At 39.7% G+C, this 18,946-nt stretch carries 24 protein-coding genes; 19 read left to right on the plus strand and 5 right to left on the minus strand.

Annotation, left to right across the window (positions count from 1 at the left end; genetic code table 11):
• The first annotated feature begins 8 nt into the window (after nt 1–8).
• From NMM25_RS01325 to NMM25_RS01335, 3 genes are all read left to right on the plus strand, one after another.
• Nucleotides 9–377, plus strand: coding sequence for an EXLDI protein (locus NMM25_RS01325; RefSeq protein WP_096406794.1), 369 nt, complete (start codon nt 9–11; stop codon nt 375–377).
• Nucleotides 378–590: 213 nt separating this feature from the next.
• Nucleotides 591–1,595, plus strand: a complete 1,005-nt coding sequence (locus NMM25_RS01330; protein ID WP_254735701.1) for an NADP-dependent oxidoreductase — start codon at nt 591–593, stop codon at nt 1,593–1,595.
• Nucleotides 1,596–1,611: 16 nt separating this feature from the next.
• The gene (locus NMM25_RS01335; protein ID WP_254735702.1) at nt 1,612–2,256 is read left to right on the plus strand and encodes a TetR/AcrR family transcriptional regulator; all 645 of its coding nucleotides are present in this window, start codon (nt 1,612–1,614) and stop codon (nt 2,254–2,256) included.
• 147 nt (nt 2,257–2,403) lie between these two features.
• Here the strand turns inward: NMM25_RS01335 and NMM25_RS01340 are convergent, their stop codons facing one another.
• Together NMM25_RS01340 and gdhA are read right to left on the minus strand one after the other, a co-directional pair.
• Nucleotides 2,404–2,889, minus strand: a complete 486-nt coding sequence (locus NMM25_RS01340; protein ID WP_254735828.1) for a GNAT family N-acetyltransferase — start codon at nt 2,887–2,889, stop codon at nt 2,404–2,406.
• Between the two features lie 31 nt (nt 2,890–2,920).
• Nucleotides 2,921–4,267, minus strand: a complete 1,347-nt coding sequence (gene gdhA / locus NMM25_RS01345; protein ID WP_254735703.1) for an NADP-specific glutamate dehydrogenase — start codon at nt 4,265–4,267, stop codon at nt 2,921–2,923.
• 204 nt (nt 4,268–4,471) lie between these two features.
• On the opposite strand from gdhA, the gene NMM25_RS01350 reads away from it, so the two are divergent.
• The 7 genes from NMM25_RS01350 to NMM25_RS01380 all read left to right on the plus strand — a co-directional run bounded on the left by NMM25_RS01350 (nt 4,472) and on the right by NMM25_RS01380 (nt 10,967).
• Entirely contained in the window at nt 4,472–5,407 is a 936-nt protein-coding gene (locus NMM25_RS01350) for a dihydroorotate oxidase (RefSeq protein ID WP_049536395.1), read from the plus strand.
• Between the two features lie 32 nt (nt 5,408–5,439).
• The gene (gene holA, locus NMM25_RS01355) at nt 5,440–6,477 is read left to right on the plus strand and encodes a DNA polymerase III subunit delta (protein ID WP_254735704.1); all 1,038 of its coding nucleotides are present in this window, start codon (nt 5,440–5,442) and stop codon (nt 6,475–6,477) included.
• Nucleotides 6,478–6,546: 69 nt separating this feature from the next.
• Nucleotides 6,547–7,152 carry a superoxide dismutase SodA gene (gene sodA / locus NMM25_RS01360; RefSeq protein WP_000974733.1) on the plus strand — a complete coding sequence of 202 codons (606 nt, stop codon included), beginning with the start codon at nt 6,547–6,549 and terminating at the stop codon, nt 7,150–7,152.
• Between the two features lie 154 nt (nt 7,153–7,306).
• Entirely contained in the window at nt 7,307–7,837 is a 531-nt protein-coding gene (locus tag NMM25_RS01365; protein WP_254735705.1) for a YutD family protein, read from the plus strand.
• Between the two features lie 20 nt (nt 7,838–7,857).
• On the plus strand, nt 7,858–8,943 hold the full coding sequence (gene rlmN, locus NMM25_RS01370) for a 23S rRNA (adenine(2503)-C(2))-methyltransferase RlmN (RefSeq protein WP_000804762.1): 1,086 nt from the start codon (nt 7,858–7,860) through the stop codon (nt 8,941–8,943).
• A 1-nt stretch (nt 8,944) separates the two neighbouring features.
• Nucleotides 8,945–9,424: a VanZ family protein gene (locus NMM25_RS01375; protein ID WP_254735706.1), complete on the plus strand. Its 480-nt coding sequence runs from the start codon at nt 8,945–8,947 to the stop codon at nt 9,422–9,424.
• 1 nt (nt 9,425) lies between these two features.
• On the plus strand, nt 9,426–10,967 hold the full coding sequence (locus NMM25_RS01380) for an ABC-F family ATP-binding cassette domain-containing protein (protein WP_254735707.1): 1,542 nt from the start codon (nt 9,426–9,428) through the stop codon (nt 10,965–10,967).
• 42 nt (nt 10,968–11,009) lie between these two features.
• On the opposite strand, the gene NMM25_RS01385 is transcribed toward NMM25_RS01380, so the two are convergent.
• The 3 genes from NMM25_RS01385 to NMM25_RS01395 form a co-directional block, all read right to left on the minus strand.
• Nucleotides 11,010–12,305 carry a hypothetical protein gene (locus tag NMM25_RS01385; RefSeq protein WP_254735708.1) on the minus strand — a complete coding sequence of 432 codons (1,296 nt, stop codon included), beginning with the start codon at nt 12,303–12,305 and terminating at the stop codon, nt 11,010–11,012.
• Nucleotides 12,306–12,416: 111 nt separating this feature from the next.
• A complete protein-coding gene (locus tag NMM25_RS01390) occupies nt 12,417–12,656 on the minus strand; it encodes a zinc-ribbon domain-containing protein (protein ID WP_000600216.1) in 240 nt (79 codons plus the stop codon).
• Nucleotides 12,657–12,683: 27 nt separating this feature from the next.
• Nucleotides 12,684–13,490 carry a peptidylprolyl isomerase gene (locus tag NMM25_RS01395; RefSeq protein WP_049506116.1) on the minus strand — a complete coding sequence of 269 codons (807 nt, stop codon included), beginning with the start codon at nt 13,488–13,490 and terminating at the stop codon, nt 12,684–12,686.
• A 216-nt stretch (nt 13,491–13,706) separates the two neighbouring features.
• Here NMM25_RS01395 and rpsP point away from each other — a divergent pair, with 216 nt between their 5' ends.
• The 9 genes from rpsP to NMM25_RS01440 all read left to right on the plus strand — a co-directional run bounded on the left by rpsP (nt 13,707) and on the right by NMM25_RS01440 (nt 18,933).
• Nucleotides 13,707–13,979: a 30S ribosomal protein S16 gene (gene rpsP / locus NMM25_RS01400; RefSeq protein ID WP_000268760.1), complete on the plus strand. Its 273-nt coding sequence runs from the start codon at nt 13,707–13,709 to the stop codon at nt 13,977–13,979.
• 19 nt (nt 13,980–13,998) lie between these two features.
• Nucleotides 13,999–14,238, plus strand: a complete 240-nt coding sequence (gene kphA, locus NMM25_RS01405) for an RNA-binding protein KphA (protein WP_000379617.1) — start codon at nt 13,999–14,001, stop codon at nt 14,236–14,238.
• Nucleotides 14,239–14,279: 41 nt separating this feature from the next.
• Nucleotides 14,280–14,615: a MazG nucleotide pyrophosphohydrolase domain-containing protein gene (locus NMM25_RS01410; RefSeq protein ID WP_033629570.1), complete on the plus strand. Its 336-nt coding sequence runs from the start codon at nt 14,280–14,282 to the stop codon at nt 14,613–14,615.
• A gap of 74 nt (nt 14,616–14,689) precedes the next feature.
• Nucleotides 14,690–15,241 (plus strand): putative immunity protein, encoded by a 552-nt coding sequence (locus NMM25_RS01415; protein ID WP_000801504.1) that lies wholly within the window; start codon nt 14,690–14,692, stop codon nt 15,239–15,241.
• A gap of 129 nt (nt 15,242–15,370) precedes the next feature.
• Nucleotides 15,371–16,273 (plus strand): DMT family transporter, encoded by a 903-nt coding sequence (locus NMM25_RS01420; protein WP_254735709.1) that lies wholly within the window; start codon nt 15,371–15,373, stop codon nt 16,271–16,273.
• A gap of 149 nt (nt 16,274–16,422) precedes the next feature.
• Nucleotides 16,423–17,280 carry an alpha/beta fold hydrolase gene (locus NMM25_RS01425; RefSeq protein WP_254735710.1) on the plus strand — a complete coding sequence of 286 codons (858 nt, stop codon included), beginning with the start codon at nt 16,423–16,425 and terminating at the stop codon, nt 17,278–17,280.
• A 75-nt stretch (nt 17,281–17,355) separates the two neighbouring features.
• The gene (rimM, locus tag NMM25_RS01430) at nt 17,356–17,874 is read left to right on the plus strand and encodes a ribosome maturation factor RimM (protein ID WP_042902149.1); all 519 of its coding nucleotides are present in this window, start codon (nt 17,356–17,358) and stop codon (nt 17,872–17,874) included.
• Nucleotides 17,864–18,604 (plus strand): tRNA (guanosine(37)-N1)-methyltransferase TrmD, encoded by a 741-nt coding sequence (gene trmD, locus NMM25_RS01435; protein WP_254735829.1) that lies wholly within the window; start codon nt 17,864–17,866, stop codon nt 18,602–18,604. The genes rimM and trmD overlap by 11 nt, the downstream gene beginning before the upstream one ends.
• Nucleotides 18,595–18,933, plus strand: coding sequence for an ATP cone domain-containing protein (locus NMM25_RS01440; RefSeq protein ID WP_001196045.1), 339 nt, complete (start codon nt 18,595–18,597; stop codon nt 18,931–18,933). The genes trmD and NMM25_RS01440 overlap by 10 nt, the downstream gene beginning before the upstream one ends.
• Nucleotides 18,934–18,946 lie beyond the last annotated feature (13 nt).

The following is an 18,946-nucleotide window of genomic DNA, read 5'->3' on the forward strand; positions in this document are numbered from 1 at the left end:
GTGACTATATGCACTATAAAAGAGTTGAATTAAAAGTTACAAATCAGGGTATCCATGAGCGCAAGATTTTTCAAGGTGTTAAGATTTTCAGTCGTAGTAAGTTGTCCAAAGATCAGAAAAGCATTCTAACACAGAAGCTTTACCTGACTCCGAAGCAGAATATCGTTTACTATCAGCGAACAGATGTCAACTATGACCAGAACTGGCATCATCATAAGGACTATTATGAATTAGCTTATGGTCAGATGGATAGAGAGACGGTTTTTAAGGTTTGCCAAGATTTTGACGAACTAAGCCCTTTTCTGGAAAATGAGCTGCTGGAGAAGCTAAAAGAAAAGCAGATAGCAGGCAAATTTTTTGAAAAATTAGATATATAAAAATCCGGCTGCTTTGATAAGCAGTCGGATTTCTTTGAGTTATAGTTTGATAATCTTTCATAAGGGAAAATAGATCTATTTTTATCATGAACAGCTAACTTAGTTAGAAATTGTGGAAACAGTATAGTTGAAATCTATGAAGAATAAGTGTATAATCAAGAAAAATGATTGAGTGCTCACTCAATTTTGTAGATGTGTAAAGGAGTTCATACAATGGTTGTTCAAGCAATACAATATAGTCGTTTCGGTGATGAAGAAGTGTTAGATTTAGTGAACATTAAATCTGATTCTTTGAAAGTGAATCAAGTTAGGGTAGAAGTTCATGCAGTTGGTTTAAATCCTATTGAATATAAGACTTTTGAAGGTGCAAAGCCACTCCGATTTCTATCTTTTATAACAAAACTAAGGAAGCCAAGTCGTTGGTTTGAGTCAAAATCATCTCTTTTTCCAAGAGGTGTTGGTCGGGATTTTGCTGGAGTTATCACAGAAGTTGGTGAAGGAGTAAGTAGGTTTGCAGTAGGGGATAAGGTTTTTGGAACAATGATCAGTGACCCTGGATTGGGAACCAAGAGGGGAGCTTTGGCAACAGAAATTTGTGTCAATGAATCAGAAATTGTGTTGAAGCCAGAGATGATTGATATGAACCATGCAGCTACTATGGGTGTAGCCTCTCTAACAGTGGGAGGTGCTTTTAGAAAGATTGAGCTAAACTCTAAAGATGTTGTAGTTATTTCAGCAGCGGCAGGAGGTATTGGAAGTATCGCAGTACAGTATGCGGTTGCTAAAGGTGCGACAGTTATTGGAATTGCTAGTAAGAAAAATTCAGATTATCTGAAGTCCTTAGGTGCCATACCAGTAGCTTACGAAGAGAACATCCAGAATGCTCTTCTATCAGCAAGTACAAAGCCAATTACAAAATTCTTGGATTGCTATGGAAGTGATTATGTTAAATTGGCTTTCAGTTTGGGGTTGAAGGGCACAGCTATTGGAACGCTAGTACCTTCACCATATGTTATGATAAAAGGAGCTCAGTTCACGGGTCCGAGACATTCCACATATGATGATTTTAACACTCTAGCGGAAATGGTCTCAGAAGGGAAGGTTCAGCTGAATATTGACCAGGTTTATGATTTTTCTCTAAAGTCAGTTAGAGAGGCATATCGTAGCCTGAAGTCGGGACACACTCGAGGTAAGAAAGTTGTAAAAGTAAGAGGGTAGGAGAGAGGTGCCAGCAATGGAAAGTTTAGAACAAAAGTATGCTCAGACATTAGAAAATAGCAACTTGAGTTTAAAACAACGTCAAGTATTGTTATCAAGTCTAAAGCTATTTTCAGAAATTGGTTTTGAAAATACAACAGCCAGCCTTATTGCTAAGGAGGCTGGAGTTTCAGAGGGGACAGTTTTTAGTTACTTTAAAACCAAGGAAGGAATATTAGAAGCTATTCTGTCAACTTTTCTCGAACAAGTTATTCCAGATGTAATTGCTGATTTTTCTGAGAAGAAATTTACAGTAAACCAAGAGTCTTTTCCGCTATTTTTGAGAAGCATTGTTCGAGATAGACTAGTTTTCATTCAGAAGAATCAAATGCAAGTTAAAATTCTCTTGAGTCGTTCTTTTATTGATAAAACTATTTCTGACCAGTTAGGGAATGTCATTGTTCACTCTATCATTAAGCCAATTAGTTCAGTTCTGAATCAGTTTAAAGAAAAAGGTGTTATCCGAGATTGGTCTAATGAAAGAATCGTTCGCTATATTTTGGCTTTGAGTCTTTCTTATGCTCTTCCAATGATGTTGAATGATAATGAGGACCTAGACATAGATGAAACAGTAAATGAAATAGTTGAATGCCTGTCTTTTGCCTTAGTAGAGGTAAAATAGATCTTGATTTTAAGCTTACTATTAGAAATAGTGGGCTTTTTTAAAACTAATACAAAAATCCCCAATCAGAGCGATTGAGGATTGAACAAATGAATTTTAAACAATACCTTTACTATTATAGCATTGGCTACATTAGTATACTGCCATCTATTCATCTGATGAGAGGGATTTTATCATCCAGATATTCATAGCAGGGTGGCCGGCGGCGTTAGAAAGTGGTTCTTGCAGTGATGTGAAACCATAGTGTTGATAGATTGCCACGGCCGTAGCCAGTACAGTAGAGGTTTCTAGATAAAGCTGTTCATAACCTGCTAGGCGGGCTTTCTGGAATATCCGCTTTATCAACCTGCTGGAATAACCTTTGCCACGGCTATTTTTAGTGACATACAGTTTTTGTAATTCAGCAATCTTATCGGACACAGGTGCAAAGCCACCACAGCCAACCAGCTGTCCTTCATCTTCCAGAACAAAGTAAGCTGCTCTCTCTTGCTGTTGATAATAGTCGGCCAAATGATCTAGATGAGAATCAAAGTAGACAGTTCCTGGTTTGTCAAGCCCGAATTCTTCTAGGCTGGCTCGAATGAGCTGCGCTACAGCTGAATTGTCTCTCACTTCCATTGGCCGTAAGTTCATCATTTGTCCTCCAATAGGATGTATCGACTAATTAAACAATACCTTGTGCAATCATAGCATTGGCTACGTTTTCGAAGGCAGCGATATTTGCTCCTGCAAGGTATTCAGTACCAAGACCGTAAGTTTCAGCAGTTGTTTTAGCTGTGTTGAAGATATTGGTCATGATGTCTTTGAGACGTCCATCAACTTCTTCACGGGTCCATGAGAGGCGAAGGCTGTTTTGGCTCATTTCAAGTGCTGATACAGCTACACCACCAGCGTTGGCAGCTTTGGCAGGTCCGTAAAGGATTCCGTTTTCTTTGTAGACTTTAATCGCATCAAGGTCGCTCGGCATGTTAGCACCTTCTGATACACAGATAACGCCTTGAGTAACCAAACGTTTAGCTGCGTCACCATTGATTTCGTTTTGAGTTGCACATGGAAGAGCGATGTCGTAGTTCCCAGCATAAGTCCAGACAGAACCTTCATGGTAAGTAGCAGTTACTTTCTCAGCTGCATACTCAGTCAAACGAGCACGACGGTTATTCTTCACATCTGCTAGAAGGTCGAAGTCTATACCATTTTCGTCGATGACATAACCATTTGAGTCAGATACAGAGATGACAGTAGCACCAAGTTCAGTTGCTTTTTGAAGAGCGTATTGGGCCACGTTACCAGAACCTGAAATAACCACTTTCTTACCAGCAAAACTGTTACCATTAGCTTTGAGCATTTCTTCAGTGTAGTAAACCAAACCATAACCAGTTGCTTCTGGACGAATCAAGCTACCACCGAATCCAAGAGGTTTACCAGTCAAGACACCCGCATCAAATTGGTTAAGACGTTTGTATTGTCCGTATAGGTAACCAATTTCACGTCCACCAACACCGATATCACCAGCAGGTACGTCAAGAGATGGTCCGATGTATTTTTGCAATTCTGTCATAAAGCTTTGGCAGAAGCGCATCACTTCAGCATCAGTCTTACCTTTAGGATCGAAGTCTGATCCCCCTTTACCTCCACCGATTGGAAGTCCAGTCAAGACGTTTTTAAAGATTTGTTCGAAACCGAGGAATTTCAAGATCCCTTGGTTTACAGTTGGGTGGAAACGAAGTCCGCCTTTATATGGTCCAACAGCTGAGTTGAATTGAACACGGTAACCACGGTTGACTTGGACTTTTCCATCACGGTCAACCCAAGGAACTCGGAAAGAAATTACGCGCTCAGGCTCAGTGATACGTGCCAAGATGTTTTCTTCGATATACTCAGGATGTTTTTCAAATACAGGTTCCAAAGTGCTGAAGAATTCTTCAACCGCCTGGAGAAATTCAGCCTCATGCCCGTTACGAGCTTTCACAGTTGCAAACACGCTTTGGATATAGTCTTTAGCAGATGTCATATCGTTCTCCTTTTGTTGTTATATTTTATTACATGAGCCATTATAGCAGAATTTTTTTTGAGTGTAAAGAAAAAAACAGAAATTTTCTAAAAATTCTTTCAATTTACAAAACCGAACGTTTTATATAGAAATTAGTTTCTCAAAGAGAAAATCTTAAAGTATGGTATAATATTAGAAATAAAAGGAATCTGGAGGATCAGAATCATGGTATCAACGAAAACACAAATAGCTGGCTTTGAGTTTGACAATTGCTTGATGAATGCAGCGGGTGTTGCTTGTATGACGATAGAAGAGCTTGAAGGGGTCAAAAACTCAGCAGCGGGTACTTTTGTCACGAAGACAGCGACCTTGGACTTTCGTCAGGGCAATCCTGAGCCACGTTATCAGGATGTTCCACTTGGTTCTATCAACTCTATGGGCTTGCCAAATAACGGCTTAGACTACTATCTGGACTATCTTTTGGACTTGCAGGAAAAAGAGCCAAACCGTACTTTCTTCCTATCTTTAGTTGGCATGTCTCCAGAAGAAACACATACCATCTTGAAAAAAGTTCAAGAGAGTGAATTCAAAGGACTTACAGAGCTTAATCTCTCTTGTCCAAATGTTCCAGGAAAGCCTCAGATTGCTTATGATTTTGAGACAACAGACCGTATCTTGGCAGAAGTCTTTGCCTACTTTACCAAACCTCTTGGAATTAAATTACCACCATATTTTGACATTGTTCACTTTGACCAAGCGGCTGCTATTTTCAACAAATATCCGCTCAAGTTTGTTAACTGTGTTAACTCTATCGGGAACGGCCTTTATATAGAAGACGAGTCTGTCGTGATTCGTCCTAAAAATGGTTTTGGTGGCATTGGTGGAGAGTATATCAAACCGACTGCTCTAGCCAATGTGCACGCCTTTTACCAACGTTTAAATCCCCAAATCCAAATCATCGGAACGGGTGGCGTTCTTACGGGTCGTGATGCCTTTGAACATATCCTCTGCGGTGCTAGTATGGTGCAAGTAGGGACCACTCTTCACAAAGAAGGTATCAGTGCTTTTGAACGCATTACCAATGAACTGAAAGCTATTATGGCGGAAAAAGGGTACGAGAACCTAGAAGATTTCCGTGGGAAATTGCGCTATATTGATTAAGTTTAATAAAAAATCAGAAGAAAGGAGAGAAGATGCTAGCCATAGAAGAGAGTCAAAAGGTATCTCTATCAAATTTATCTAGCTTGAATCTATTTACAGGGACAGATCAGGGCCAGTTTGAAGTTATGAAGAGTCAAGTGTTGAAGCAGATTGGTTATGATCCAGCTGATCTCAATTTTGCTTACTTTGATATGAAAGAAGTAGCCTATAAAGACTTAGAGTTAGAGTTGGTCAGTCTCCCTTTCTTTTCGGATGAAAAAATCGTGATATTAGACCATTTTGTCGATATCACAACTGCCAAGAAACGTTTTTTAACAGATGATGAGCTCAAGTCATTTGAGGCATACCTTGACAACCCTTCACCAACAACCAAGTTATTGATATTTGCAGAAGGAAAGTTGGATAGCAAAAGACGGTTGGTCAAATTGCTCAAACGAGATGCGACTGTCTTTGATGCTATTGAACCCAAGGAACAAGAACTCCGCCAGTATTTCCAAAAATGGAGTCAGACACAAGGTCTTCAGTTTGTGGGGCAATCCTTTGAAAATCTACTCATCAAGTCTGGTTTTCAATTTAGTGAAATCCAGAAAAACCTCCTTTTTTTACAGTCTTATAAATCCGACGGCATGATAGAGGAGAAGGATATTGTCGAGGCTATTCCAAAGACTCTGCAGGACAATATTTTTGATTTGACTCAGCTTATCTTGGGCAAAAAGATCGATCAGGCCCGTGACTTGGTCAGAGATTTGACCTTGCAAGGGGAGGATGAGATCAAGCTCATAGCTGTCATGTTAGGACAGTTTCGTACCTTTACCCAAGTGAAGATTTTATCAGAGACTGGTCAGACGGAATCGCAGATTGCAAGTAGTCTGGGAACTTACTTGGGGCGCAATCCTAATCCTTATCAAATCAAGTTTGCACTGAGAGATTCGAGAGGGATTTCCTTAGATTTTCTCAAGCGAGCGATTTCTTATTTGATTGAAACAGACTACCAGATTAAGACAGGTGTGTATGAAAAAGGATACTTGTTTGAAAAGGCACTTTTGCAGATCGCGGCAGAGGCAAATTGAGCAAAAAACTTGAAAAAAGAGGATGATTGCGTTATCATTTTCTTATAGAAAGAAAAAGAGGTATTACAGATGGCTATTATCTTACCAGACCTTCCATACGCATATGACGCTTTGGAACCATACATCGATGCAGAAACAATGCACTTGCACCATGACAAACACCACCAAACTTATGTAAACAATGCAAATGCAGCTCTTGAAAAACACCCTGAAATTGGTGAAGACCTTGAAGCTTTGCTTGCTGATGTAGAATCTATCCCAGCTGATATCCGTCAAGCGCTTATCAACAATGGTGGTGGACACTTGAACCACGCTCTTTTCTGGGAATTGATGACTCCGGAAAAAACAGCTCCTTCAGCAGAACTTGCAGCAGCAATCGATGCAACATTTGGTTCATTTGAAGAGTTCCAAGCAGCCTTTACAGCAGCAGCTACAACTCGCTTCGGTTCTGGATGGGCATGGTTGGTTGTCAACAAAGAAGGAAAACTTGAAGTAACTTCAACAGCAAACCAAGACACACCAATCTCAGAAGGTAAAAAACCAATCTTGGGCTTGGACGTTTGGGAACATGCTTACTACGTGAAATACCGCAACGTGCGTCCTGACTACATCAAAGCTTTCTTCTCAGTCATTAACTGGAACAAAGTAGACGAGCTTTACGCAGCAGCTAAATAAAAAATATGGAGGGAAGAGTCAATCTTCTCTTTTTAAGGTTATAAAGCAGAAGTCTGACAAAATCGTCAGACTTTTTTCATTTTTATGAGAAACGTGCTAACTGCTAGAAATTATGGTAAAATAGAGTGTTAAGTAATCGTGGAAAAGGAAGACTATGCGTAAAGAAATTGCACCTGAATTATACAACTATAACAAGTTTCCTGGCCCAGAATTTCATGTAAATGGGGATAAGGTTGAGACTGAAGGGATTGCATTTACCTTGGTTGAAAATATCAAGGATGCTTTCGATGTGACAGTCTTTAATCAACGCTTTTCTGAGGTGTTGACCAAGTTTGATTATGTCGTGGGTGACTGGAGCAATGAACAGCTCCGCCTACGTGGTTTTTACAAAGACGATCGAACAGAGGAAAAAATTGAAAAGATCAGTCGCTTACAGGACTATCTTTTGGAGTACTGTAGTTATGGTTGTGCCTATTTTGTCTTAGAAAATCAAGCACCGAAACGGGCTTCATTTGACAAAAAAATGCGTAAAAAAGAGAAGGAAAACCTTCCTAGAAGAGGCAAGAAACCTTCGCAAAATAAGAGAAAACCAAATGCCGATAAGCGAAATAGACGTCGTCATAAGGACCAAAAGTCTCAGAAAGAGGACAAGGGACAGCGCCATTTTGTCATTCGTCAGAAATAGATAGAAAATAAGGAGAAGAGATGAAACCTTCTATTTATAGTTTAACACGTCAAACCATGCAAGAATGGGTATTAGAACAAGGGGAAAAGAAATTCCGTGCAGATCAAATCTGGGAATGGCTCTACCGTAAACGTGTCCAGTCATTTGAAGAAATGACCAACCTTTCCAAGGATTTAATTGCCAAGCTCAATGACCAGTTTGTGGTCAATCCTTTGAAACAAAGGATTGTACAAGAGTCAGCTGACGGTACGGTTAAGTATCTTTTCGAGTTGCCAGATGGCATGTTGATTGAGACAGTACTCATGCGTCAACACTACGGTTTGTCAGTCTGTGTGACCACTCAGGTTGGCTGTAATATCGGTTGTACCTTCTGTGCATCAGGCTTGATCAAGAAACAACGTGACCTCAATAACGGGGAAATCGTAGCGCAGATCATGTTGGTTCAGAAATACTTTGATGAACGTGGTCAGGACGAACGTGTCAGCCATATCGTTGTTATGGGAATTGGTGAACCATTTGATAATTACAACAATGTTTTGAATTTTGTCCGTACCATCAATGATGACAAGGGGATGGCTATCGGTGCTCGTCACATCACGGTTTCAACCTCAGGTTTGGCCCATAAAATTCGTGACTTTGCTAATGAAGGCGTACAGGTCAATCTGGCTGTGTCTCTTCACGCACCAAACAATGAATTGCGTTCAAGCATCATGAAGATTAACCGTGCCTTTCCGATTGAAAAGCTTTTCGCAGCTATTGAGTACTATATCGAAACAACCAATCGCCGTGTGACCTTTGAATATATCATGCTCAATGAAGTCAACGATGGTGTAGAACAAGCCTTGGAATTGGCGGAATTGCTCAAAAACATCAAGAAATTGTCATATGTCAACTTGATTCCCTATAACCCAGTTAGTGAACATGACCAATATAGCCGTAGTCCTAAAGAGCGCGTGATGGCCTTCTACGATACCCTCAAGAAAAAAGGGGTCAACTGTGTTGTCCGTCAAGAGCATGGTACAGATATTGATGCAGCTTGTGGACAATTACGCTCCAATACAATGAAACGTGATCGCCAGAAGGCAGTCGCAGCGGTAAATCCATAAAATGACTAGAAAAAGAGAATTAATCTTGAAATTGGGAGTGGCTATTTACAGTCTTTGCATTGTCTGTTTTTGCTTCACTCCCCAGCCTCAACTTCCTACAGGAGTGGAAACTCCAGGTATTCAAACTTTTGGACGCCTGGTTTTTCTTTTAACTCCCTTAAACTCCCTTTGGAATCTGGGTGAAGTGACTAGTTTGGGACAAGTCCTTTGGATCTTTTTGCAGAATATTTTAAATGTCTTCTTGCTCTTCCCTCTGGTCTTTCAACTGATCTATCTCTGTCCAAACTTGCGGCCAACCAAAAAAATCCTCCTTCTCAGTTTTCTACTGAGCCTGGGAATTGAGTGTACGCAACTGGTCTTAGACTTTTTCTTTGATTTTAATCGCGTCTTTGAGATTGATGATTTGTGGACCAATACCTTGGGAGGCTATCTGGCTTGGGTCCTCTATAAAGGACTGCATAAAAACAAGATAAGGAATTAGAATGAGTATTTTAGAAGTTAAAAATTTGAGTCACGGTTTTGGTGACCGTGCAATTTTTGAAGATGTGTCCTTCCGTCTCCTCAAGGGAGAGCATATCGGTCTAGTTGGTGCTAACGGTGAAGGGAAATCAACCTTTATGAGCATTGTGACTGGTAAGATGCTGCCAGATGAAGGGAAGGTGGAGTGGTCAAAATATGTGACTGCTGGCTATCTGGATCAGCACGCTGTGCTAAAGGAAGGTCAAACCGTGCGTGATGTCTTGCGTACAGCCTTTGATGAGCTATTTAAAGCAGAAGCTCGTATCAATGACCTCTATATGGAAATGGCAGAGGACGGAGCGGATATTGATGCGCTGATGGAAGAAGTTGGCGAACTACAAGACCGTTTGGAGAGTCGTGATTTCTATACCTTGGATGCTAAGATTGATGAAGTAGCGCGTGCTATCGGTGTCATGGACTATGGCATGGATACAGATGTAACAGCCTTATCAGGTGGACAAAGAACCAAGGTGCTTTTGGCTAAACTCCTCCTCGAAAAGCCAGATATTTTGCTGCTTGACGAGCCAACCAACTACTTGGATGCTGAACACATTGACTGGCTCAAGCGTTATCTCCAAAACTATGAGAACGCTTTTGTCCTTATTTCGCATGATATTCCTTTCCTCAACGACGTAATCAATATCGTCTACCATGTGGAAAATCAACAGTTGACGCGTTACTCTGGCGACTACTACCAGTTCCAAGAAGTCTATGCCATGAAGAAATCTCAGTTGGAAGCGGCCTATGAACGTCAACAGAAAGAGATTGCAGACCTCAAGGACTTTGTAGCTCGAAACAAGGCGCGTGTTGCAACGCGTAATATGGCCATGTCCCGTCAAAAGAAATTGGATAAGATGGATATTATCGAACTGCAAAGTGAGAAGCCAAAACCATCCTTTGATTTCAAACCAGCTCGTACGCCAGGGCGCTTTATCTTCCAAGCCAAGGACTTGCAGATTGGTTATGACCGTCCCCTTACCAAACCATTAAACCTCACCTTTGAACGCAATCAAAAGATTGCCATTATTGGAGCCAATGGTATTGGGAAAACAACTCTCTTGAAGTCTCTCTTGGGCATTATTCCGCCAATCGCTGGGGAAGTTGAACGTGGCGACTACCTAGAACTTGGCTACTTTAAGCAAGAAGTAGAAGGTGGCAATCGTCAAACCCCTCTTGAAGCTGTCTGGAATGCCTTTCCTGCACTCAATCAGGCAGAAGTTCGTGCAGCCCTTGCTCGTTGTGGTTTGACAACAAAGCATATCGAAAGCCAAATTCAGGTCTTATCAGGTGGTGAACAAGCCAAGGTGCGTTTCTGTCTCTTGATGAATCGTGAAAACAACGTCTTAGTGCTGGACGAGCCAACCAACCATTTGGATGTGGATGCCAAGGATGAACTCAAACGCGCTCTCAAAGAATACAAGGGATCTATCCTTATGGTTTGCCACGAACCAGACTTCTATGAAGGCTGGATGGACCAAATCTGGGATTTTAATGAGCTAACATAAATAGTTATAAAAAAGCCAAGTCGATGAGACATGGCTTTTTGACTAATTTAGTTGCTTAAGACTATCTTTTTCCAAGTAACTCTTACCATTTTCAACAACCATAGTGATGGTGACGTCGGTATATTTACCGTCAGATAAAGTGCTAAAAGTGAATTTATAGATACCATCTGATAGAGTTCCGACTGGAAGTGATGTTAATTTATCTTTTAAGTAGTCTACACGATTATCATTTTTATAATTTTGTCTATCCTCGATTATACTGAAATTTAAGTACTTGAAAGAAATAATTAGAGATTTATTGTTGATATGTTTGTTAATATCGATATTGTAAAATCCTGCAATATCTGTATCTCCATTTTCTCTATTTTTTACAGCCTCTTTAATAAGAATACTATCAAATTTTCTTTTGTCAGCTGGTGTAATCTCGACAGAATTATTCTCTAGTAATTTGAAACCAACTGCCTCATTAAGTTTAGTCACTATATCATCTTTTAGTTTTAGATCTCTTATTCTTTCTTCGTAGACCTTTAAGACAAATTCAAATTGTTCAAGTGTAACTTTATCAAATAACTCCCTTTCCGCATCGTTTTCAAGATAGGAACGAATTTCTTCCTTGGCCTTTTCATCTAATGTTGTCACGTGTGTTCCATTATGAACATCAGAAACATAAATATAATCGATAAAATTTTCTCCGTTCGATAAAGTCTCTTTATAAAATAAAGTAGTAAGAGTTCCGTTATAAGGCTCATTTAAATGTTCTTTCTTATATACTTCGACTTTTCCTTTTAAGCCAAAGTCTTTAAAGTCTTGTACATATTGAACAGTCGAGCCCCATAACGAAACTTTGCTATTGTTGACTAACAATAAATTACATAACAAAAAGACTATAGTTCCAAAAACAAAACTTGATTTGTTAGAAGACTTGTTATCTTGATTGAGCTTCGTTTTTTGAAAGTTTCCAATAAAGAAGATAATAGAGTATAGGAGACTAACGGTAAACAACATTAGGTAATTATAAATATAATTGATTGACCACAAACTTAGATATACTATATTTGATAATTGTAAGCAGACTCCTATAGTCGCTAGAATTACTTGTATATTACTAGTCTTTTGGACTAGCTGATTATCTTTAAAGCTTGATTTTAATTTCAGAGGATCTCTGAAGGCAAAAAAATTACCTAAAAGGATTAAAGCTATTGCTAAAAAGAATACAGGCGGTAGAATGACAATAGCATAACCTGATGAATAGAAGGGAGCAAAAAAAACGAGATTATAGAGTAAATATCCTAATAAGACCAAGCAAAGTCGTATCAAGCTTATTTTATATGGTTTCATAGGAGAACCTCCTTATTACTGTTAACTGTATTATATCATAACTGGAGAAGAAAATAGAGCGCTTATATGGAAAGATCAATTAAAAAAGATAGGCCCTATGACCTATCTTTTTTAATAGTTTAGATAGCTTTCAACTTCAGATTTCTCAATTTCTTTACCGTAGTGGCAAATCGGACAAGAAACGAAGTAACTTTTACCATAAGGAAAAAGTGGAATCCAGTAGAGGGTGAACTTGCGCCCAGTTTCTACGATCTCCCAAGTGTCAACATTGTTACAGTGACCACATTCGATCGCTGTTTGCGTATGTCCCAAATCTTTCTGATAACCTTTAGAACCCCAAAATAAAATCATCTCATCGTCTCCTTATCTGTTGATGGCTTATTTTTTACTGAAGTCGTAGTCTTTCACCACTTCGATACTATCAATGGTGATAGCAGACGTTGGTTTGTCTTTCTCATCTTTTTCAGCCTTGGCAATCTTGTCAACAATATCCATGCCATCGATGACTTGACCAAAGACAGGGTGTTTGCCGTCTAGACTTGGATTTCCACCTTCTTTATAGGCTTCGATGATTTTCTTTGGATACTTGCTTGTAGGGAGTTTAGCTGAAATATCTGTTGAATTTTGGTTGATGAAGAATTGGCTACCGTTGGTGTTTGGTTGACCAGTGTTAGCCATAGCAAGTGCTCCTCGGATATTGTATAGGTAAGGAGAGATTTCATTTTTAAAACCAGTTCCCTTGTCCTTTGTTTTATCCTTATCATGCCAGATAGATTGGCCACCTGTACCATCTCCCTTAGGATCTCCAGTTTGGACCATAAATCCATCAATGACACGGTGGAAGGTGATGCCGTTATAGTATCCTTCCTTAGCGTGAGTAAGGAAGTTTTCAACCGCAAGTGGTGCTAGTTTTGGAAAGAGTTTGATGCGGATATCGCCTTGATTTGTATGTAAAATGACCTCGGCTTCATCTTCAGCAACTTCCTTAGAAAGTTGAGGGAAGTTGGCATTGTCATTGGTCAATGCGTCATTCAAATCTTTGGCAGCCTGAGCAGCTGCTTTTGAACTTTCTTCAGCAGAGATACTAGAGTCGACATATTCATCACCACGGAGACCACGTTGGATACTAGTACATCCAGCAAGGGCTACCGTTGATAGTAAAAGAAGGGTTGCTAGTTTTTTCATTGTTAACCTCTCAAAAATTCATTTCTACCATTGTACCTTAAAAGGAGTTTGATTTCAAATGTAAAAGATTTTACTAAAAATTTCTAGTAGTAAAAAAATTAAAACTCTGTCAAGTTTTTTTCTTGACACCTGTCAGAAATCTGCTATAATAGAACATGTGCTAAATAGCTCAGCTATTTCACCGAAATAAAAAAATAAGAAAAGAGACATTAAAAAATGGCAGTAAAAATCCGTTTGACTCGTATGGGTTCTAAGAAAAAACCTTTCTACCGTATCAACGTAGCAGACTCACGTTCACCACGTGACGGACGTTTCATCGAAACAGTTGGTACTTACAACCCACTTGTTGCTGAAAACCAAGTAACTTTGAAAGAAGACCGCGTTCTTGCATGGTTGGCTGATGGAGCTCAACCTTCAGATACAGTTCGCAACATCCTTTCAAAAGAAGGCGTATTGAAAAAATTCCACGATTCTAAATTCTCAAAATAAGTTTAAAGTAGGTTGACAGATGGATACGATTGAAAATCTCATTATTGCGATTGTGAAACCTTTGATTTCACAACCTGATGCCTTAACTATCAAGATTGAAGACACACCAGAGTTTTTGGAGTATCACTTGGATCTTGACCAAAGCGATGTCGGTCGTGTTATCGGTCGTAAGGGTCGCACTATCTCAGCGATAAGAACGATTGTCTACTCTGTCCCAACTGAAGACAAAAAAGTAAGAATCGTTATCGATGAAAAATAAAGAAAGCGGGACAGATGTCTCGCTTTTTTGTGGAGGAGAAGATGAAGAATCTAACGTTTAGACAATTACAAGCTTACTTGCACGAACATTACCAGCAATCTCGAACCGAGGAAGGCCTCTTTATCAAGTTAGTGGAGGAAGTTGGAGAAGTAGCTGAGGTCTTGAATGGGCGCTCTGGTCGAAAAGAGGGCGTCCAGGACTCAAATGAGGAACTAGCCAAAGAACTGGCTGATATTATTCACTACACGGTCGCTATTGCTGCTATCAACGACATTGACCTAACCAAAACCATTTTTGACAAAGATAAAAAAGCAGCCATTAAGTATCAGCACAAACAAGATTTGGAAGGATTTTTGGATAACTTCCAAGAGAACTAGGAGTAATCTCTTTTCACTAATATGAAAGGTTTCTCCTAGCTTACGCTAGCTAGTAAGAAAGAATAGAGAAAGCAATGAAACCAGAGGATTATGCATGGAATGAGTTTGAACGAACTGCCTATAAGACTAAAATGAATCACCTACCCAGTCCTTACAAAGTTGCCATTTGGGATGACTCTGAGAAAAGATTGGAGCTAGAACAAATACTGGATAGACTTCCTCAGAAAGAACTAGCTCGATGGGCATTAGAGAACTCGCAAGATTTCTTATCTTTAATTGATATCGGTGATGAAGGTGAGAAAAATAAAATAATTCGGCAAACTTATGAGGCTTTTGATGCACGATTGAGAAATGAGTTCTCACCTCATGAGTTGAGAAAAGCAGGTTTCGCAGCAAATCTCCTCTCCAAAAATGCCCAAAATCAAATCGCTAAGTACGCTGCCAGAGTCTTTGTACAAGCTATTTCAACAGCCCATATGAGAGGACACGCCATCGTTTCCGCGGATTATGCTATCAAAGTAAGGAATCTCCAAGAGGCAGACAAGCTAGAACTTGTAAGAAAAGAACGAGAAAAGCAGATCAGACTGGCTGAATCCTTTTTAGCTAATGTAATAGATAAACGGTGAAAGAAGGAATAAAATACCAATCCTAGAAATAGCATCTAGGATTTTACTATGCTAAAATGGATAGACAGTTTTAAGGAATTCTAGTCAATTAATCTTGAGAATAGCTATTTTTAAAGGGAGTAACATTCTATGAACGAGAAAACAAAAGCTTACCTAGCAGCCTTATCCTTTTCAGCCATCATTGGTTTTTCTTTTTTATTTACTAAGATAGCTTTGGGCTATGCCAGTCCTCTTACAAACTTGGCACATCGCTATACAATCGCAGCTTTGGTATTGGTCGTCCTTCATCAAACCAAACTTATCAAAGTGAGTTTAAGTAGAAAAGATATTCTTTCTATTCTTCCTATGAGTCTTTTCTATCCACTTCTCTTTTTTATTTTTCAATCTTTTGCCTTACAGTATATATCGTCTTCTGAAGCGGGAATTTTACAAGCTCTTGTCCCAATTTTTACACTCCTTTTAGCATCGGTCTTTCTCAAGGAAAAGACAAGTTTGCTGCAAAAGTTCTTTTTAATTTTATCCGTAGCAGGAGTAGTTTTCATCTTCCTTAGCAAAGGAGCGAACTTTAGCACGGAAACTGCTAGCTTGGGCTTTCTCTTGATGTTGGGATCTGTTCTTGCCAATGCGATAAACAATATTCTCAGCAAGGCTAAAGGAGGTCGCTATCGGGCCATGGATATGACAGTTGTTGTGATATTTGTTGGCTTCGTCACCTTTAATACGTTGAGTCTGACCTCGCACTATCTAGAGGGGAACGTATTAGCTTACTTTGCGCCGTTTGGACAGCTGCCCTATCTGCTTTCCATCTTCTATTTGGGAATACTAGCCTCTATCGTGACTGGTAGTCTCTCTATCTATGCTATCGTTCGACTTGGAGCATCAACCGTCAGTGTCTTTGGCAATCTTGGAACAGTTTTGACTATTCTAGCTGGGGCTCTTATACTCCACGAACCAATTTATAGTTACCATGTGATAGGAGCAACTTTGATTATTGCTGGAATCTTAGGCATGAATCTGATGAGAAAAAAGTAAAGATTGCTTAGCAGTCTTTTTCTTTACCTAAATGATGCAGAAAATTCAAAATTTTTAATGAAATCAAGTTTAGAAAACCATGATTTTAATATAGCATGATAAAATAGATACAAAGAATGATATCAGGATAAAGAGGAGCGAATGTAGTAATGAAGCCAAATGATATTGCTGAAGCTATTGCTTTTTATAACAGCGAACCCAAGATGTTGGAACGTCACATTATACCAGTATTAGATTGTGATTTGGTTGTTTATCATCGTCCTGGGAATGCAAATAAAGGCCACATTATTTTCTATCATGGAGCTTGTGGCCGTAGTCAGATGTGGGCCCACCAGTATGATGCCTTTGAGGGATTTGACCTCTATTTTGTCAATGTTAGAGGGCAGGGTGAATCACCTATGAAAGTTGGTCTACCTGACTTGGAAGGTGCTGTTCAAGATGTAGATGCCATTTTGTCCTATTTCCAGTTGGATAAGGTGATATTGGTTGGTCATTCTTGGGGAGGAAATCCACTTCAAGAGTATACCTATCGCCATCCAGAAAGAGTCCTAGCCTTGGTCATGGTAGATAGTTGGGGACAGCATCGATACCTATCAGAGAAAGAAAGAGGTCGAATCAAATATAGTTCTCTTATGTACAAGACGATTCCTTGGAAGGTGATTGCTGATAAGAACTCAAAAATGTGTACTGATAACCCTATCACAAGAGAATTGGTCAAGACGGCCATTATAGAAACTGGGCGAGATGTTTTCTTGAATCTTGAAATCACAGGTTTCTTGGCAGTCCATGAGATAGAAGGATATAAAGGAAATCCTCCCATGCTATTAGTAAGAGGCGAAAATGATTTCCCCAAACACCTAAAAATAATCTATGATGGGATCATTGGTTTAAATCCCAATGCATGTCAAGTAACGATTTCAGATAGCAAACACCAACCGATGAATGACCACCCTAAAGAGTTTAATCAGATAGTTAGTGATTTTTTTGAAGAAGTAGTAGCCTTGTAAGATAGAACCTATCCAACTTGTGAAAATCCCTGGAACGTGATAAAATAAAGGATAGAAATAGATACAGGAGACAAGATGAACTACTTTAATGTTGGAAAAATCGTCAATACGCAGGGTCTACAGGGTGAGATGCGAGTCTTGTCTGTGACGGATTTTGCTGAAGAACGGTTTAAAAAAGGGGCAGAGCTGGCTTTATTTGATGAAAAAGATCAGTTTGTTCAAACAGTGACCATTGCAAGTCACCGCAAGCATAAGAACTTTGACATTATCAAATTCAAAGACATGTATCATATCAATGCGATTGAAAAGTACAAGGGTTATAGTCTCAAGGTCGCTGAGGAAGATTTGAACGATTTAGATGATGGTGAATTCTACTATCACGAGATTATCGGTTTGGATGTTTACGAGGGAGATAACTTGGTTGGAACCATCAAGGAAATTCTGCAACCAGGAGCCAATGATGTCTGGGTGGTAAAGCGAAAAGGTAAGCGAGATTTGCTTTTACCTTATATTCCGCCAGTAGTTCTCAATGTTGATATTCCAAACAAACGGGTTGATGTGGACATCTTAGAAGGGTTAGATGATGAAGATTGATATTTTAACCCTCTTTCCTGAGATGTTTTCTCCGCTGGAACACTCGATTGTTGGGAAGGCTCGAGAAAAAGGGCTCTTGGATATCCAGTATCATAATTTCAGAGAATATGCTGAAAAGGCCCGTCATGTTGACGATGAACCATACGGAGGCGGTCAGGGGATGTTGCTCCGAGCCCAACCCATTTTCGATGCCTTTGATGCTATTGAAAAGAAAAATCCCCGTGTCATTCTTCTTGATCCTGCTGGAAAACAGTTCGATCAAGCTTACGCTGAGGATTTGGCTCAGGAAGAGGAACTAATCTTTATCTGTGGTCACTATGAAGGGTATGACGAGCGTATCAAGACCTTGGTAACCGATGAAATTTCCCTAGGAGACTATGTTTTGACTGGAGGAGAATTGGCGGCCATGACCATGATTGATGCGACCGTGCGCTTGATACCAGAAGTGATTGGTAAGGAGTCTAGTCACCAGGATGATAGCTTCTCTTCGGGACTTCTCGAATATCCTCAGTATACTCGCCCTTATGACTATAGAGGCATGGTCGTGCCAGATGTGCTCATGAGTGGGCACCATGAAAAGATTCGCCAGTGGCGGCTCTATGAGAGTCTAAAGAAAACCTACGAGCGCAGACCTGACCTGCTAGAAAACTATCAACTGACAGCCGAAGAAGAAAAGATGCTGGCTGAAATCAAAGAAAACAAAGAATTAAGGAGAACCTTATGCAAGTAATCAAACGTAATGGAGAAATTGCTGAATTTGATCCAGATAAAATTTACCAAGCTGTCCTAAAAGCAGCTCAAACAGTTTATGTTTTGACCGATGACCTGCGTCAAAACCTAGCGCAAGTTACTAAAAAAGTCGTTTTGGACTTGGAAGAAGCAAAAGTAGAACGTGCCACTATCAGCATGATCCAATCAATGGTTGAGCACCGCTTACTTGGAGCTGGTTACATCACAATTGCAGAACACTATATCTCTTATCGCTTGCAACGCGATTTGGAGAGAAGTGGCTATGGTGACCATATCGCCGTTCATCTTCATTTTGAACAAATTCGTTAAGAAAAAGAGTGGG

The organism is Streptococcus sp. CF10-1, assembly GCF_024295825.1.
In the GTDB taxonomy this organism is placed as follows: Bacteria; Bacillota; Bacilli; order Lactobacillales; family Streptococcaceae; genus Streptococcus.

Coding starts and splice junctions, on each gene's coding strand:
- NMM25_RS01395 (WP_049506116.1), bottom strand. CDS start 13,490: ATGAAAAAACTAGCAACCCTTCTTTTACTATCAACGGTAGCCCTTGCT.
- NMM25_RS01440 (WP_001196045.1), top strand. CDS start 18,595: ATGCAAGTAATCAAACGTAATGGAGAAATTGCTGAATTTGATCCAGAT.
- kphA (WP_000379617.1), top strand. CDS start 13,999: ATGGATACGATTGAAAATCTCATTATTGCGATTGTGAAACCTTTGATT.
- rimM (WP_042902149.1), top strand. CDS start 17,356: ATGAACTACTTTAATGTTGGAAAAATCGTCAATACGCAGGGTCTACAG.
- NMM25_RS01375 (WP_254735706.1), top strand. CDS start 8,945: ATGACTAGAAAAAGAGAATTAATCTTGAAATTGGGAGTGGCTATTTAC.
- gdhA (WP_254735703.1), bottom strand. CDS start 4,267: ATGACATCTGCTAAAGACTATATCCAAAGCGTGTTTGCAACTGTGAAA.
- trmD (WP_254735829.1), top strand. CDS start 17,864: ATGAAGATTGATATTTTAACCCTCTTTCCTGAGATGTTTTCTCCGCTG.
- NMM25_RS01365 (WP_254735705.1), top strand. CDS start 7,307: ATGCGTAAAGAAATTGCACCTGAATTATACAACTATAACAAGTTTCCT.
- NMM25_RS01325 (WP_096406794.1), top strand. CDS start 9: ATGCACTATAAAAGAGTTGAATTAAAAGTTACAAATCAGGGTATCCAT.
- rpsP (WP_000268760.1), top strand. CDS start 13,707: ATGGCAGTAAAAATCCGTTTGACTCGTATGGGTTCTAAGAAAAAACCT.
- NMM25_RS01390 (WP_000600216.1), bottom strand. CDS start 12,656: ATGATTTTATTTTGGGGTTCTAAAGGTTATCAGAAAGATTTGGGACAT.
- NMM25_RS01335 (WP_254735702.1), top strand. CDS start 1,612: ATGGAAAGTTTAGAACAAAAGTATGCTCAGACATTAGAAAATAGCAAC.
- NMM25_RS01350 (WP_049536395.1), top strand. CDS start 4,472: ATGGTATCAACGAAAACACAAATAGCTGGCTTTGAGTTTGACAATTGC.
- NMM25_RS01420 (WP_254735709.1), top strand. CDS start 15,371: ATGAACGAGAAAACAAAAGCTTACCTAGCAGCCTTATCCTTTTCAGCC.
- rlmN (WP_000804762.1), top strand. CDS start 7,858: ATGAAACCTTCTATTTATAGTTTAACACGTCAAACCATGCAAGAATGG.
- NMM25_RS01415 (WP_000801504.1), top strand. CDS start 14,690: ATGAAACCAGAGGATTATGCATGGAATGAGTTTGAACGAACTGCCTAT.
- NMM25_RS01330 (WP_254735701.1), top strand. CDS start 591: ATGGTTGTTCAAGCAATACAATATAGTCGTTTCGGTGATGAAGAAGTG.
- NMM25_RS01410 (WP_033629570.1), top strand. CDS start 14,280: ATGAAGAATCTAACGTTTAGACAATTACAAGCTTACTTGCACGAACAT.
- holA (WP_254735704.1), top strand. CDS start 5,440: ATGCTAGCCATAGAAGAGAGTCAAAAGGTATCTCTATCAAATTTATCT.
- NMM25_RS01425 (WP_254735710.1), top strand. CDS start 16,423: ATGAAGCCAAATGATATTGCTGAAGCTATTGCTTTTTATAACAGCGAA.
- NMM25_RS01385 (WP_254735708.1), bottom strand. CDS start 12,305: ATGAAACCATATAAAATAAGCTTGATACGACTTTGCTTGGTCTTATTA.
- NMM25_RS01380 (WP_254735707.1), top strand. CDS start 9,426: ATGAGTATTTTAGAAGTTAAAAATTTGAGTCACGGTTTTGGTGACCGT.
- NMM25_RS01340 (WP_254735828.1), bottom strand. CDS start 2,889: ATGAACTTACGGCCAATGGAAGTGAGAGACAATTCAGCTGTAGCGCAG.
- sodA (WP_000974733.1), top strand. CDS start 6,547: ATGGCTATTATCTTACCAGACCTTCCATACGCATATGACGCTTTGGAA.